The 14,460-nt window shown below is 62.0% G+C and carries 10 protein-coding genes and 1 pseudogene; 7 read left to right on the forward strand and 4 right to left on the reverse strand.

All coding sequences use genetic code 11. The features are described from left to right. Nucleotides 1–14: 14 nt before the first annotated feature. Both FVW59_RS00525 and FVW59_RS00530 read right to left on the reverse strand, forming a co-directional pair. Complete coding sequence (locus tag FVW59_RS00525; protein ID WP_148062295.1) at nt 15–1,619, reverse strand: AMP-binding protein; 1,605 nt, start codon at nt 1,617–1,619, stop codon at nt 15–17. 120 nt (nt 1,620–1,739) lie between these two features. Beyond that, nucleotides 1,740–3,215, reverse strand: a complete 1,476-nt coding sequence (locus tag FVW59_RS00530; protein WP_148062296.1) for a protein adenylyltransferase SelO — start codon at nt 3,213–3,215, stop codon at nt 1,740–1,742. On the opposite strand from FVW59_RS00530, the gene FVW59_RS00535 reads away from it, so the two are divergent. The 6 genes from FVW59_RS00535 to FVW59_RS00560 all read left to right on the forward strand — a co-directional run bounded on the left by FVW59_RS00535 (nt 3,214) and on the right by FVW59_RS00560 (nt 10,394). Then, nucleotides 3,214–3,393 (forward strand): hypothetical protein, encoded by a 180-nt coding sequence (locus FVW59_RS00535; protein WP_148062297.1) that lies wholly within the window; start codon nt 3,214–3,216, stop codon nt 3,391–3,393. The genes FVW59_RS00530 and FVW59_RS00535 overlap by 2 nt on opposite strands. 174 nt (nt 3,394–3,567) lie before the next feature. Then, complete coding sequence (locus FVW59_RS00540) at nt 3,568–3,912, forward strand: hypothetical protein (protein WP_148062298.1); 345 nt, start codon at nt 3,568–3,570, stop codon at nt 3,910–3,912. Nucleotides 3,913–4,017: 105 nt separating this feature from the next. After that, nucleotides 4,018–5,343, forward strand: a complete 1,326-nt coding sequence (locus FVW59_RS00545; protein ID WP_148062299.1) for a TolC family protein — start codon at nt 4,018–4,020, stop codon at nt 5,341–5,343. Further along, nucleotides 5,340–6,716 carry an efflux RND transporter periplasmic adaptor subunit gene (locus FVW59_RS00550; RefSeq protein ID WP_425468386.1) on the forward strand — a complete coding sequence of 459 codons (1,377 nt, stop codon included), beginning with the start codon at nt 5,340–5,342 and terminating at the stop codon, nt 6,714–6,716. The genes FVW59_RS00545 and FVW59_RS00550 overlap by 4 nt, the downstream gene beginning before the upstream one ends. After that, complete coding sequence (locus FVW59_RS00555; RefSeq protein ID WP_148062300.1) at nt 6,709–9,819, forward strand: efflux RND transporter permease subunit; 3,111 nt, start codon at nt 6,709–6,711, stop codon at nt 9,817–9,819. The genes FVW59_RS00550 and FVW59_RS00555 overlap by 8 nt, the downstream gene beginning before the upstream one ends. A 53-nt stretch (nt 9,820–9,872) precedes the next feature. Beyond that, nucleotides 9,873–10,394 carry a DUF4269 domain-containing protein gene (locus FVW59_RS00560; RefSeq protein WP_187275694.1) on the forward strand — a complete coding sequence of 174 codons (522 nt, stop codon included), beginning with the start codon at nt 9,873–9,875 and terminating at the stop codon, nt 10,392–10,394. Nucleotides 10,395–10,539: 145 nt separating this feature from the next. Here the strand turns inward: FVW59_RS00560 and FVW59_RS00565 are convergent, their stop codons facing one another. Next, a complete protein-coding gene (locus FVW59_RS00565; RefSeq protein ID WP_148062302.1) occupies nt 10,540–12,573 on the reverse strand; it encodes a DUF7933 domain-containing protein in 2,034 nt (677 codons plus the stop codon). A 107-nt stretch (nt 12,574–12,680) separates the two neighbouring features. Further along, the gene (locus FVW59_RS00570; protein WP_148062303.1) at nt 12,681–13,667 is read right to left on the reverse strand and encodes a hypothetical protein; all 987 of its coding nucleotides are present in this window, start codon (nt 13,665–13,667) and stop codon (nt 12,681–12,683) included. A 10-nt stretch (nt 13,668–13,677) separates the two neighbouring features. Between FVW59_RS00570 and FVW59_RS00575 the strand changes: the two are divergent. Continuing rightward, a pseudogene (locus FVW59_RS00575) lies at nt 13,678–14,459 on the forward strand (IS30 family transposase); the annotation flags it as partial. Nucleotide 14,460: the final 1 nt, after the last annotated feature.

Genomic DNA, 14,460 nt, shown 5'->3' on the forward strand with positions numbered 1-14,460 from the left:
TCTAAGTGAAGGAATTACCCCAGCGGCTGGCAGGCCCCGTCCCGCCACAGTTCGCGCAGCTTGAACTTCTGGATCTTGCCGGAGCCGGTAAGGGGGAAGGCGTCGACCTCGAACCACAGGCGCGGGGTTTTCTGCGGTGAGAGGTTTTCCCGCAGGTAGCTGAACAGGGCCTCCTGGTTCAGGCTTTCTCCCGGCGCCGGGCGCAGGAAGCAGCCGATTTCCTCGCCCCAGCGGTCGTGGGGCAGGCCCACCACGGCCACTTCGCCCACGCTGGGGTGGCGGAACAGGGCCTCCTCGATCTCCCGCGGGTAGATGTTCTCGCCGCCGCGGATGATCATGTCTTTCAGGCGTCCTTCCACCGTGCAGTAGCCGCGCTCGTCCATGGTGCAGAGGTCGCCGGTGTGCAGCCAGCCCTCGGCGTCGATGGTTTTTTCGGTGGCTTCCGGCATATCGAAATATTCGAGCATGACGTGATAGCCGCGGGTGCAGAATTCCCCGAGTGTGCCCACCGGTACCGTTTCGCCGGTTTCCGGGTCGACGATCCTGGCCTCGGTGTGGGGCATGGGCGGCCCCACGGTGTTGGCCTTGTCCTCAATGCTGTCATCGGGGCAGGTGTGCGTGGCGGTGGGGGAGCACTCGGTCTGGCCGAAGGCGATCATAAAGGGCGCATTCAGCTCGCTTTCCAGGCGTTTCACCAGGGCCTGCGGCACCGTGGAGGCGCCGGAGCCGATGAACTCCACTGACGAGAGGTCGCGTTCGGGATAGTCCGGGTGCTCCAGAATGGCCACCAGCATGGTGGGCACGCCCACCAGGTTGCGGGCACCGTAGGTCTCGATCAACTCCAGCATCAGTCCCGGGTCGAACAGCTCCGGCAGCACCAACGTGGCCTGTGCGCCCACGCTTCCGAGCACCCCAAGGGCGCAGCCGCTGGTGTGGAACAGGGGCATGGGGTTGACGATGACCCCGCCGGGGCTGGCGCCCTGGCGGTGGGTGCTGAACAGGGCGACATTAATGAGGCCGCGATGGTGCAACAGCGCGCCCTTGGGAAAGCCGGTGGTGCCGGAGGTGTACTGGATCATCACCGGGTCGCCGGGGCGCACCGAGGGCAATTCCACCGAGCTCGCCCGGCCATGGGCCAGCAAACTGTCGTAGTCGTCCAGGCAGGTCAGCACGCGCAGCTCGGGGCATTCGCTACGCACGCTTTCGGCAATCGCCAGCAGGGGATTGCCGCGGCAATTGCGCTGCACCAGCAGGCCGCTGGTGCGGGACTGGGTCAGTACGTACTGTAGTTCTTTTGCCTGGAACGAGGGATTGACGGTCACCAGCACCACTCCGGCCAGGGCAGCGCCGAATTCAATCACGACCCATTCGGGGATATTGCCGGCCCACAGTGCGACGCGCTCGCCCTGTTCGAAGTCCTCGCTCAGCGCACGGGCCACGGCCTGGGCATCGGCATAGAGTTCTGCATAGGTCCACTGGCGGCGAGCGGCCGGGTCGTGGACGCCGGCAATCAATGCCGGTTTGTCGGGGCAGGCCCGCGCAGCTTCCGCCAGCAGTTCGCCCATGGTGATATCGCGGATGGCGGGCTCGGTGGGCCCAACGGCATGGGATAGCTTCATGACAACCTTACCTTGTTATTGCTTTGCAGCAGTATGGCCCGAGCGTAGAAGGCCGTGCCACTGGCGACAAGCTCGCAGTTGCGACAGGGTGCCGTGGCGTAGCAATACAGTGCCCGCGTGTCAGGTGCCGCAGAAGGTTTGCTGTACCACCTGTTCCGGCCGCGGGGGCAGGGCGTAGCGGCTGTCTGCAGCATCGTAGTCGAAGGGCTTTTCCAGGCGCGCCAGCAGGGCGTGGAAAGGGGCGTGGTCATCACTGTTAACAGCTGCGGCGATGGCATCCTCCACCAGGTGATTGCGAGGGATGAAGGCGGGGTTGGCGCGGTACATGGCCTGCTGACGCTCGGTGGCGGGGCGGCCGTCCTGTTCGCAGCGGGCCTGCCAGCGCTGCATCCAGGGCAGGAAGCGGGCCGGCATGGCAAACAGGTCGTCAACTTTCACTGCCGGGCTGGCCGGGTCGGCGAAATCCGCCAGGCTGCGGAAGAAGAGAGTGAAGTCGACCCGCTCCTCGGCCATCAGTGCAAACAGTTCCTCGATCAGTTCGGCGTCGCCTTGCGCCGAGCCCTGCCAGCCGAGTTTCCGCTGGATACCGGCCTGGTGGACCGCAAGGAAGCGCTCAGGGAAGGTGTCTACCGCTGCCTGTGCCAGCTTCACCGCTTCTTCCTGGTCCCCGTGCAGTAGGGGCAGGAGGCACTGGGCCAGCACCGACAGGTTCCAGTGCGCAATACTCGGCTGGTTGCACCAGGCATAGCGGCCGTTGTGGTCGATGGAGCTGAATACCGTTTCCGGGTGGAAATCGTCCATAAAGGCGCAGGGGCCGTAATCGATGGTCTCTCCGGACATCAGCATATTGTCGGTATTCATCACACCGTGGATAAAGCCCAGCAATTGCCAGCGAGACACCAGCTCCGCCTGACGCTGAATGACCCCTTCCAGCAGAGCCAGCATCGGGTTGTCACTGTGCGCGGCAGCGGGATAGTGGCGGGCGATGACATGGTCCGCCAGCAGGCGCAGGGACTCGCTGTCCCGGCGCGCGGTGAAATACTCGAAGCTGCCGATGCGGATGTGGCTGCGCGCCACGCGGGTCAGCACGGCACCGGGCAGTGCGCGGTCGCGGTACACCGTCTCGCCGGTGGTGACCGCCGCCAGTGCCCGGCTGGTCGGTACGCCCAGTACATGCATGGCCTCGCTGACTACGTATTCGCGCAGCACCGGCCCCAGTGGCGCGCGGCCATCACCACCCCGCGACCAGGGCGTGCGCCCGGCGCCCTTGAGCTGGATGTCAAAGCGCTCGCCGTTCCTGTCCAGCACCTCCCCCAACAGGATGGCGCGGCCGTCCCCGAGCTGCGGGTTAAAGCCACCGAACTGGTGCCCGGCGTAGGCCGCCGCCAGCGGTTCGGCACCCTCCGGCACAGTATTGCCCGCCAGTACCTGGGTACCTTCCGGGGAGGCCAGCCATTCGCCGTCCAGCCCCAGTTGCTCCGCCAGCGCCTGGTTGACGCGAATGGGGCCGGGGTTTGCTACCGGGCCTGGTTGCAGGCGGGCGTAGAACTGCTCGGGCAGGGCGGCGTAGGTGTTGTCGAAGGGCCAGGTGGGCATGGGCAAGCAATTTGGTTGTGATGTGAGCGATGACTGTATCACTTCAGCGGACTCGCTACAGGCGGCGTCAGTCCTCCCGGGGTGGAAACAGGAGGAACTCGATCAGTGTTCCAACCAGTACCAGAACCAGAACCGCTTCGACCGGGGCGCCAATGTAATAGCCGGCGGCCGCCAGTAGAATTGAGGCGGCGAGCCCGATATGTCTTGATGGTTGCCTGTTTTTCAATGGGCTGGCTCCGGTGTCACTGTGTCAAGCTTGGCGGCGACGGTGGAATCTTGCAGCACCCCTGGCCATATATGACTAAAAATAGAGACTTTATCCTTGTCAGCAGCCTCTCTATAATCCCGGCCCATGTCATCCCGTATCTCCACACTGCTGACCGCTGTTTTCTTCGCCCTGAGCCTGCTGGCCCAGAGCGGGGCCGCCAGTGCCTGTGAGGAAGAGCGCGGTGCCGACATGAATCATCACGCGGCACACGCAGGGATGATGGAGGCCGAACCGGCCGCTCCTGCCGGTGACGACTGTTGTGACGACAGCGAGCACTGCCCCATGCAGGCCTGTTTCACCGGTGCGGCTCTGCCCTGCCAGGCAGAACTGCTGCAGTTACCCCCCCTGGCAGCCCTGCTGCCGCTGGCCCCGGTGCGTCATACCACCCCCGCCTGTTCCCGTTTCGAACGTCCCCCCATTTTCGCCTGACACAGGACAGCTGCGCCTGTCCTACACGTAATTAACCCTGCGGTGTAGACCACCCCAGGATTGTGTCAGCGCTGGTTCGCCAGCTCCCGGAATGGGGAAATCACCATGTTCGCCGAACCTTTTGTCCGCGCCAGTTGCCTGGCGTTGACTCTCTTTAGTCTCAGTGCGCCGCTGTTCGCCCAGCAGCCTTTGTCACTGTCTGACGCCGTCGCACTCGCGCGCGAGCAGGACCCGTGGCTGGAGGGCAGCCGACTGCGCCAGCAGGCGCTGGCCGCCAGCGAGGTCGCCGCCGGCACCCTGCCGGACCCGATGGTCAGTATGGGCGCCGCCAACCTGCCCACCGACACCTTCAACTTCAACCAGGAGCCCATGACCCAGTTCATGGTCGGGGTCAGTCAGGCGTTGCCCCGGGGCGACAGCCTGGAGCTCAGCCAGTCGCGCTACGCCCTGCTGGGGGAGCAGCAGACTCACCTGCGGGCGGATCGCCGCGAACAGGTCGCCGTGACCGTGGCCGGGCTGTGGCTGGATGCCTGGCAGGCGCAGGAGAGCGCGCGCCTGATCGAGAATGACCGGGCCCTGTTCGAGTACCTGGTGGAGGTGGCCCAGAACAGTTACGCCAACACGCTGGGCCAGACCCGGCAGCAGGATGTGATTCGCGCCCAGCTTGAACTCACCCGGCTGGACGACCGCATAGCCAGCCTGCGTCAGCAGCGCGATACCGCCCTCGGCCAACTGGGGGAGTGGCTGGGGGAGGGCTATGGCGTTGACGTGGGTGTGGGACAGAGCCTGCCCGAGCTCGAGCTGCGGGCAGCTGACCGGGTGCGAACAGAGGCAGCAGTAGACAGCACCTGGCTCGGTCAGGTGCTGTCAGCCCACCCCATGGTAAGCGGCGTTGAGCAGACCATTGCCGCCAGTGATGTCGGCGTGGAGCTGGCGCGGCAGAAGTACCGGCCCCAGTGGGGCCTGAGCGCCAGTTACGGTTACCGCGAGGATGCACCGGACGGCATGGATCGGGCGGACTTTTTCTCGGTCGGGCTGAGCTTCGACCTGCCGCTGTTCACCGGCAATCGCCAGGACCAGGAGCTGCAGTCCGCAGCGGCCGAGGCCGAGGCGAGCCGCACCGACCGGGCCCTCGCCCTGCGCCGCCTGCGGGCCGGTTTTGAAGCTGAACGCGCCCGCCTGGCTCAGCTGGACGCGCGTAACTCGCTGTACAGCGATCGCCTGCTCGGCCAGATGCGGGATCAGTACGAGGCGGCCCTCAGTGCCTACACCAGTGTCGAAGGCGACTTCGCCGAGGTGGTACGGGCCCGCATAGACGAACTCAACGCCCGGGTGGAAGCCCTGGGTATCCGGGTAGAGCGCCAGCGCGCCATCGCCCGACTCAATTATTACCTGGCTGGCCTCAGTGCCGCTGAGGAGACTGCATCGTGAAAACCCTGTGGATTGTTATGTTGAGCGCCCTGGCTGGCGCCGGGGCCGCGGCATTGCTCCTGCCGGCCTCGGATGGTGAAACCGCCAGTACGGCGTCTGGAGAGCCTAAGCCCCTGTACTGGGTGGCCCCCATGGACCCCAACTACCGCCGCGACCAGCCCGGCAAGTCGCCCATGGGCATGGACCTTATTCCCGTTTTTCCCGAAGACAGTGCCGGTGACGGCGCTGACGCCGGACCCGGTACGGTGAAAATAGCCCCCGAGGTGGTCAACAACCTGGGCGTGCGCATCGCCACTGCCCGCCGCCAGCCCTGGCAGACCGATATCCAGACCGTGGGCTATGTGAACTACGACGAGGACCGCCTGATTCACATCCACCCCCGCGTGTCGGGCTGGATTGAACGGCTGTACGTGAAGGCCGCCGGTGATCCCGTTGAGCAGGGCCAGCCCCTGTATGAGCTGTATTCGCCGGAACTGGTGAATGCCCAGGAGGAACTGCTGATTGCCCTCAAGCGCAACAACAGTGCGCTGGTCGAGGCCGCCTCCGCGCGGCTGCGGGCCCTGCACCTGAGCGAGGAGTTCATCCAGCAATTGCGGCGCCGCGGGAAGGCCGTGCAGACGGTTACCTTCTACGCCGTACAGGGCGGGGTGGTGGACGAACTGGCCATTCGCGAGGGCTTCTACGTGCAGCCCGGCACCACCATGCTGTCGATCGGACAGCTGGACGAGGTGTGGGTGGAAGCTGAAGTCTTCGAGCGCCAGGTGGCGGGCTTGCGCGCGGGCCTGCCGGTGACCATGCGCCTGGACTACCTGCCCGGCCGCGAGTGGCAGGGGAAGGTTGACTATGTCTACCCGGCCCTGGACCCCGAGCTGCGCACCGTGCGCGCCCGGCTGCGCTTTGCCAATGAAGACGGTTTGTTACGGCCGAACATGTTCACCCAGGTGAGCATTCACGGTGAGGCCGGCGGCGACACCCTGGTGGTGCCCAGAGAGGCACTCATTCGTACCGGCCGCCAGGATCGCGTGGTACTGGCCCTGGGCGAGGGGCGTTTCAAATCGGTGGCGGTACGCCCGGGGCGCTTCGACGAGCGCTCGGTAGAAATCCTTGAGGGGCTCGAGGAGGGCGACAGCATCGTGGTGTCGGCCCAGTTCCTGCTCGACTCGGAATCCAGCAAGAGCTCGGACTTCCAGCGTATGCAGGCCCCGGAGCCCATGGATCACTCCGGCATGAATCACTCGACGATGGATCACTCGGCCATGGGTGACCCGCAGCAGGAAGATGCCCCAATGGATCACTCCGGCGTGGATCACTCGACGATGAACCACGGCGACATGCAGCACGACGCCGGCGCTGGAGTGTCTGACCATGATTGAATCGGTGATTCGCTGGTCGGTGGGCAACCGTTTCTTCGTGTTGCTGGCCACCGCCATCCTGGTCGGGGTGGGCGTGTATTCCGTGCGCAACACGCCGATAGACGCCATACCGGATCTGTCTGACGTGCAGGTCATTATCAAGACCAGCTACCCGGGGCAGGCGCCCCAGGTGGTGCAGGACCAGGTCACCTATCCGCTCACCACCGCCATGTTGTCGGTGCCGGGCGCGGTGACCGTGCGCGGCTACTCCTTCTTTGGCGACTCCTACGTCTATGTGATTTTCGACGAGAGCACCGACCTCTACTGGGCCCGCAGCCGGGTGCTGGAGTATCTCAGCCAGGTGGCGCCCACCCTGCCCGAGGGCGCCCGGCCGCAGCTCGGTCCGGATGCCACCGGGGTGGGCTGGGTCTACCTCTACGCCCTGGTGGATCGCACTGGCCAGCACGACATCAGTGAGCTGCGCAGCCTGCAGGACTGGTTTCTGCGCTATGAATTGCAAACCGTTCCCGGCGTGTCCGAGGTGGCGTCGGTAGGCGGTATGGTGCGCCAGTACCAGGTGCAGGTGAATCCCGACAAGCTGCGCGCCTTCGGCATCCCGCTGTCACTGATCCAGACCGCGATCCGCGAGGCCAACCAGGAAGTGGGCGCCTCGGTGATCGAGATGGCCGAGGCGGAGTACATGGTGCGCGCCTCCGGCTATCTGCAGAGCGCGGAAGATATTGGCAACGTGCCCCTGGGTACCAACGCCAACGGTACACCGCTGTTGCTGAAGGATGTGGCCGATATCGTGGTCGGGCCACAGATGCGTCGCGGTATCGCCGAGCTGAACGGCGAAGGCGAGGTGGCCGGCGGGATTGTGGTGATGCGCTTTGGCGAAAATGCCCGCAGTACCATCGATGGCGTAAAGGCCAAACTGGAAAGCCTCAAGGGCAGCCTGCCGGAGGGCGTGGAGGTGGTCACCGTATACGACCGCTCCGGCCTGATCGACCGCGCAGTGGAGAACCTCTGGTACAAGCTGGGGGAAGAGCTGCTGATGGTGGCCCTGGTCTGCGCCCTGTTCCTGTTCCACCTGCGCTCCTCGCTGGTGGCGGTAATCAGCCTGCCGGTGGGAATTCTGGCCGCCTTTATCGTGATGTACCTGCAGGGTCTCAACGCCAACATCATGTCGCTGGGGGGCATCGCCATTGCCATCGGCGCCATGATCGACGGCGCCATTGTCATGATCGAGAACATGCACAAGCACATGGAGCGGCGCCCGCTCACGGATAAAAACCGCTGGCAGGTGGTGACCGAGAGTGCTGTGGAGGTTGGGCCCGCGCTGTTTTTCAGCCTGCTGATTATCACCGTGAGCTTCATCCCGGTATTTACCCTGGAAGCCCAGGAGGGGCGCATGTTCTCGCCGCTGGCCTTCACCAAGACTTACGCCATGGGGGCCGCGGCGGCGCTGGCGATCACCCTGGTGCCGGTACTGATGGGCTATTTCATCCGCGGCAAGGTCATGCCGGAGGCGAAGAATCCGGTGAACCGGGCGTTGATGCAGGCCTACCTGCCGGCGCTGAAGGCCACGTTAAAACGGCCGAAAACGGCACTGGTGATGGCCGGGCTGCTGACGCTCAGCGCCCTGTGGCCGCTGCAGCACATCGGCAGCGAGTTCATCCCGCCGCTGGACGAGGGCGACCTGATGTACATGCCCACGACCTACCCCGGCATCTCCATCGGCGAGGCCCGGCGCTTGCTGCAGCACACCGACAAGCTGATTCGCACCGTACCCGAAGTGGCCACCGTGTTCGGCAAGATCGGCCGCGCTGAAACTGCAACCGATCCGGCACCGTTGACCATGATCGAGACCTTTATCCAGTTGCGGCCCCGCGATGAGTGGCGCGAGGGCATGACTACCGAGAAACTGAAGCAGGAACTGGACGCACTGGTGAAACTGCCCGGGGTCACCAACGCCTGGGTGATGCCGATCAAGACCCGCATCGACATGCTCGCCACTGGCATCAAGACACCGGTGGGCGTCAAAGTCGCCGGGCCCGACCTGGGCACCATCCAGGAACTCGGCAAGCAACTGGAAGAGATCCTTGCAGACGTGCCGGGCACCGCCTCGGTGTATTCCGAGCGGGTTGCTGGCGGGCGCTATATCAATGTGGACATCGACCGCGAGCAGGCCGCCCGCTACGGCCTGGGTATTGCCCAGGTGCAGCAGGTGATTGCCACCGCGGTGGGCGGCATGAACGTGACCCTCACGGTGGAGGGCCTGGAGCGCTATCCGGTGAACCTGCGCTATCCACAGGCCTTTCGCAACTCGCCCGAGCAACTCGCCCTGTTGCCCATCGTCACACCCGCCGGGCAGCGCATCGCCCTGGCGGACGTGGCCACCGTCAAGATCGAAGACGGTCCACCCGGCATTAAAAGCGAGAACGCCCGGTTGAACGGCTGGACCTTCGTCGACATTGATGGCGTGGATATCGGCAGCTACGTGGACGAGGCACGGGAAGTGGTCGCTGCGCAACTGGACCTGCCCCCCGGCTACTCCGTCACCTGGGCAGGGCAGTACGAGTACATGGAACGCGCCAAGGCGCGGTTGATGTACGTTGTCCCGCTGACGCTGGCGATTATCGTCGTGCTGCTCTACATGAGCTTTCGCAACTTCACCCAGGTGGCGATTCTCATGGGAACCCTGCCCCTGGCGCTGGTAGGCAGCGTGTGGCTGATGTACTTGCTCGGCTTCAACTTCTCCGTTGCCGTGGGGGTGGGTGTGATCGCGCTGGCCGGCATCGCGGTGGAAACCGGGGTGCTTATGCTGGTTTACCTCGATCAAGCCTGGGGGACCCTGCAAGAGGACAACGCCGACCACACGCGTGCAGAACTCCAGGAGGCCGTGCTGCAGGGCGCCGTACGGCGGGTGCGGCCGGTGGTGATGACGGCCGCCGCAACCATCGTCGGTCTGCTGCCTATCCTGTACGGCAGTGGCACCGGGTCGGAAGTCATGAGCCGGCTGGCCGCACCGATGGTGGGAGGGATGATCAGTTCTGTTGTACTGACGCTGCTGATCCTGCCGGTGGTCTACCTGCTGTGGCGCGGTCGATCATTGGGCAGGTAATGCTTTGAAAGGGTATTCTGCCTGACCGACTGGCTATAAAAGGTAGGGGAAGGGTGGAAACCCGGTTGGTTTTGGCTAAGGAGGCCGTCGCTGATTGCCAGGTTCTGGCGATTCTGGCGGCCTTTTCTCCCGAGATTGTGAGCACGATATACGTTGGCTTTGACACACCCGACAGTGACATAGATATCGTCTGCTCCTGTTCCGACGCCGGCGCATTCGAGCGCGTGTTCAGTCGGGCGTACGCCTCATGCGATGGTTATGTTTTCACTCAGCGGGACGACTATGCGGTGGGGCGATTCCGATGGCGTGATTTCATGTTCGAAGTGTTCGTTGCGGGCACACCGGTAACAGAGCAGCTGGGCTATCGGCATTTCAAGTTGATGCAGCGACTCTCCCGCATTGGCGGTGAGCGTTTCAGGCAGCGGGTTCGCGCCTTGAAATTGTCCGGGCTGAAAACCGAGCCTGCACTTTGTGCACTGCTCGGCTTGCCGGGAGATCCCTATCAGGCCGTGCTGGTGGTAGAGACATGGTCGGATCGGGAGATTCTGGACATGATTGATGCACACCTTGTCTGAGTTTGAGAGGTTGGCTGAAAGGTGTCTAGCAAACTGGTGGTGATTCAGTAGCACAGCTTGCGCAAAGTCTTAGTGGGACGGTGAGGGCTGGGTGTAAAAGCAGGCACCCGCGCGAGAGTAGCAACGGGTGCCCCGAAGAGATGGTTTAGTTGAGCGCCTTCAGGCGTTTACGGCCGATGCCGAACAGGGCCAGGGCACCAAGGACCAGGCCCCAGAGGGGGACCGCAGGCACTGCAGTCGGCCGTGTGGCACCGGGCGTGGAAGCTGGAATGAAGATCGCAAAGGGGTCGTTAATCTGACCATTCACGGTGCCGTCGGCATCCAGCGGGCCACCATCGATCACCCTGAACGATACCGTGGAACCGGAGATGGTCGCCGACACTAGCTGCCTCCAGCTGCCATTGGATTTCCAGGTCTCGGCGCCAGCAGGGATTGCTGTTCCGAAGTCCATCACGACGTCAACGTAACCACCGCAACTGTTAGCTATGAAGGACACCGCGCCCCTGAAGTCCTGGTAACCATCCGGTAACCCGGCAGCTGGAGTAAAAGAGGCATTGGTGATGGTGCAGGCCTCATCCTCACCGGTGATCTGCAGTGAGCCCGTGCCACCACCCGGTAGGTTGTCGGTGTGGGTTGTGACCGGCTCTACATCACTTTCTTCCACAGTCACCGTGCGGGTCACCTGGACGGCATGGTTGCCGGCATTATCCCGTGCGTTGTAGAACAGGGTATAGGTACCAATTTGATTGGTGTTCACCGAACCGCTCTTCTGCACAGTCACTGCGCTGTCCCTGTCGTCCGTTACGTCAACGCCGGGGTCAGTGAACACCCCACCCTTGGTCAGGGTCATGACCGCATTGCCACGCAGTGTGATGACCGGGGGCGTATTATCCGGAGCTAAGGTTCTAATCGGTGTGGCTGCAGAAGCATCTCCCGCGCCGCCCGCATTGATAGCGCGAATACTGATCTCATAGTTGGTGTCAGGAGTCAGGCCATCAATCACTACAGGACCGCCGGTAATCGCCGGGCTGAATGGCTGGTAGTTGGTGCAATCGTTGAGTCGATATTCGTAGTTGGTGATCGCGTACCCGTTGTCTCCGGCCGGGTCAAAGGTCAACGTAACTGAGGTAACACCGACGGTGATGCCGGTGATGTCTGGAGCGCTGGGCGTCGGGATCGGATTAACCGTCAGCGTTGCTGTGGCGGTGCCGCTGTTCCCACTAATAGAATTCAGATCTCCGGTGCTATTGGACAGGTTTCCAGCCGTGCTGGACTGGATGTCTACAGAGATCGTACAGATTCCCCCGGCGCTGACCGTTCCGCCTGTATAGTAGACGCTGGTGGCTCCAGTGGAGCCTGACAGAATTCCTCCGGTGCAGGTGGTGCTCAGATTTGAGGGCAGGGCAACCTTGAGTGAGGCCGGAAGATGATGAGTGAAATCAAGGCCGGTAGCCGCACTGATTTTGGCGCTATTGTCGATGGTATAGGTCAGGGTTGTGATACCGCCAACAATTACGGTAGAGGGAGAAAACGACGCAGTGAATGTCGGCGCAGGATTGGGGACCGTTAAAAGGGGTGAAACTGCTAGAACAGGGAACTGGCTGTCATTTGGGGCGTCAGAAATATAAAGAATGCCAAAGGCCTGATTGCACGCAGCGGCCGCCGGGTTTGGGCTACCTAAAGGGGAGCCCAGGTCGCCAGTATTGGTAAGACCCGTCCAGAATGCCCCAGAGCAAGAACTCATCCCATACTGGTCAAAGATGCCAGCTTCGATCGGGATATTAATAGAGTTGAACAGAGCCGCTTCATTGGCCGCAATACGTTGCCCCAAGATGTTGTAAATTGGGATATCTGAGTTAAACAGGCCCGTCGACTGAGGACCGTCATTCTGCGTTCCCACCAAGGCTCTCCAGGTAATGCTGGGGTCATCAGTGCCATATGTAGACGCAATGTCTGCTTCTGCATTGACGAAATCGTCATAGGTGCTGCGATTCGCCGAGGTTCCATCAATAATGTCCTCCGTATTAAAAATCACATAGAAGGTGTCGCCGGAGTTGAGTCCGGAGGGGACCATTTCCTGTGGTGCATAAATTACGGGATCACCGTCAGCAATCGCTGCCACTGATATCAGGCTCGATAGCAGATATCCGAGCAAAAAACGAGCAAATCGAGGCGCCATGAGCAGGCATTCCTTGTTGGGTTTAGAAAGGAGCTGGGATTGTAACCGGCCATGCGGAATTTCAAAGTTTCCGCAAGGCCGAGGGGCCGAAAGTGTGAACTGGTCCCTTATGCGGGTTCAGCGAGCCCTGCGAGAAGATCCCTGACCAGGTGGAGGGTGTCGTCGTGCGGGCGGATGAATCCGGTAGCGATATCGGCTGCCTGGTCGATGGACTTAAGGGCTTTGTGCACCGATGTCGGATTCGAACCGTGGTTCAGTGTTTCGAGGGCTGATGCCAGGAGCCGGTACTGGCGCAAAGAATCAGGCTCGCCTGAGCCAGAGTTCGTTTTGCGGGAAAATATCAAGCAGAGGAGCAAATAAGCGCAGAGGTACGTCGGCTGGTTGATGAATACCAGGAGGCCCGCAGGGATGGCACCCAGCATCCAGCAGAGGGGCTTGTACAACGTGCGCTTGGCCGTCGCGCCGGGAGAGGCTGTTAGGGCCAGCAGTGTTTCGCCCGCGAGCCGGCTGTTCAGGTTCGCGCGAGCCAGACGCCAGGCAATGGCCATGGAGCCGGAGTGGTCGGAATGCCAGCTAAGATAATGGTTGGTGGTGTCGTGCAAGCCCATGCTGATTGGCCAGATGTTTTCGTTCGTCTTTCCAGGGTTCTCGATGTCCGATGGGCGTAGCGGTGGAGAGAAACCACGGGTATAGCGAGGTTTACGATTCAGCCGCAACTCTGTCTGTTCGTCTTCGACAGTGAGCGAGTTGCGGCACTGGAGGACCGTCGACGCCAGGTCTTCGATCACCACATCCCAGCGATCGGGCTTGAGGTGGCTGGCGACTGCGGACTGCCGGGCGGAAGCCGGCATCTCCTTGATGGCCCATATCTCGTCCTCAGGCCACTGCACTGGATCTGCCTCATCGACATGGATGCGTTTGAGGAAAGCCGGCGCGTCCTGGGTCTCGTCTACCTGGGCATCGAACAGGACGCCCCGGCGGAGTGCCGCCAGGTCGGCGGAGGAGGGCAGCTGTTGACCGGTGACAAATCCAATGTCCAGTTCCGACAGCAGGACGGCATCATCGTCTTGATTTCCGCTGTCATTCGGGGCCATTCCCAGCATCAGCCGGAGGCCGGCCCCAACGCGGATTTCCTCGACGATCTCCCAGAAGCTCAGTATTCTATGGTCACCCGAGCAGATTGCTGGATGGTTGAAGCGGCGCTATCCCAATGACGAGTACTATCACGTGTCTCTGAGACTATCTACAAGTGCTTGTATATTCAGGCCCGAGGTGTACTGAAACGGGAATTGCTTGCCGACCTCAGAAGTGAGCGAGTCTTCAGACGGCCTAGAAAGGCCACGTTGAAAGGGAAAGGCCTGGGTTCGATTGCAGATGCTATCCCAACCAGTGAGCGGCCGCCGACAGCGGAAGATCGAGCTGTTCCAGGCCATTGGGAAGGTGACTTGATCGCCGGTAGTGGGGGCAGTCACATTGACACTCTTGTCGAGCAAAAGACTCGGTATGTGATGCTGGCCAAGATCGAGGACAAGAACACGTCGACCGTTATAAGTGCTTTGATCAGACAAGCACGGTTGCTCCCCACAGAACTCTATAAGTCATTAACGTGGGATCGTGGCTCTGAAATGACTGGCCACCAGAAATTTACACTCGCAACTGACATTCAGGTGTACTTCTGTGATCCGAGAAGTCCCTGGCAGCGCGGATCAAATGAAAATACTAATCGCCTGCTAAGACAGTATTTTCCAAAAGAAACTGATCTTTCCATGTATTCTCAGGCGAAGCTCAACCTGATGACAAGATTACTGAACGAGCGACCCAGAAAGACGCTAGAATTTGAAACACCGGCAGATCGCTTTGCCGCCTGTGTTTCATCCGCCGATTGAG

The sequence above is a fragment of the Parahaliea aestuarii genome (genome assembly GCF_008064635.1).
In the GTDB taxonomy this organism is placed as follows: domain Bacteria; phylum Pseudomonadota; class Gammaproteobacteria; order Pseudomonadales; family Halieaceae; genus Parahaliea; species Parahaliea aestuarii.

Bases quoted from the DNA above. Each gene is read 5' to 3' on its own strand.
- FVW59_RS00555 (WP_148062300.1), top strand. From the start codon at position 6,709: ATGATTGAATCGGTGATTCGCTGGTCGGTGGGCAACCGTTTCTTCGTG.
- FVW59_RS00540 (WP_148062298.1), top strand. From the start codon at position 3,568: ATGTCATCCCGTATCTCCACACTGCTGACCGCTGTTTTCTTCGCCCTG.
- FVW59_RS00545 (WP_148062299.1), top strand. From the start codon at position 4,018: ATGTTCGCCGAACCTTTTGTCCGCGCCAGTTGCCTGGCGTTGACTCTC.
- FVW59_RS00570 (WP_148062303.1), bottom strand. From the start codon at position 13,667: ATGGCCCCGAATGACAGCGGAAATCAAGACGATGATGCCGTCCTGCTG.
- FVW59_RS00535 (WP_148062297.1), top strand. From the start codon at position 3,214: ATGGGCAAGCAATTTGGTTGTGATGTGAGCGATGACTGTATCACTTCA.
- FVW59_RS00525 (WP_148062295.1), bottom strand. From the start codon at position 1,619: ATGAAGCTATCCCATGCCGTTGGGCCCACCGAGCCCGCCATCCGCGAT.
- FVW59_RS00530 (WP_148062296.1), bottom strand. From the start codon at position 3,215: ATGCCCACCTGGCCCTTCGACAACACCTACGCCGCCCTGCCCGAGCAG.
- FVW59_RS00565 (WP_148062302.1), bottom strand. From the start codon at position 12,573: ATGGCGCCTCGATTTGCTCGTTTTTTGCTCGGATATCTGCTATCGAGC.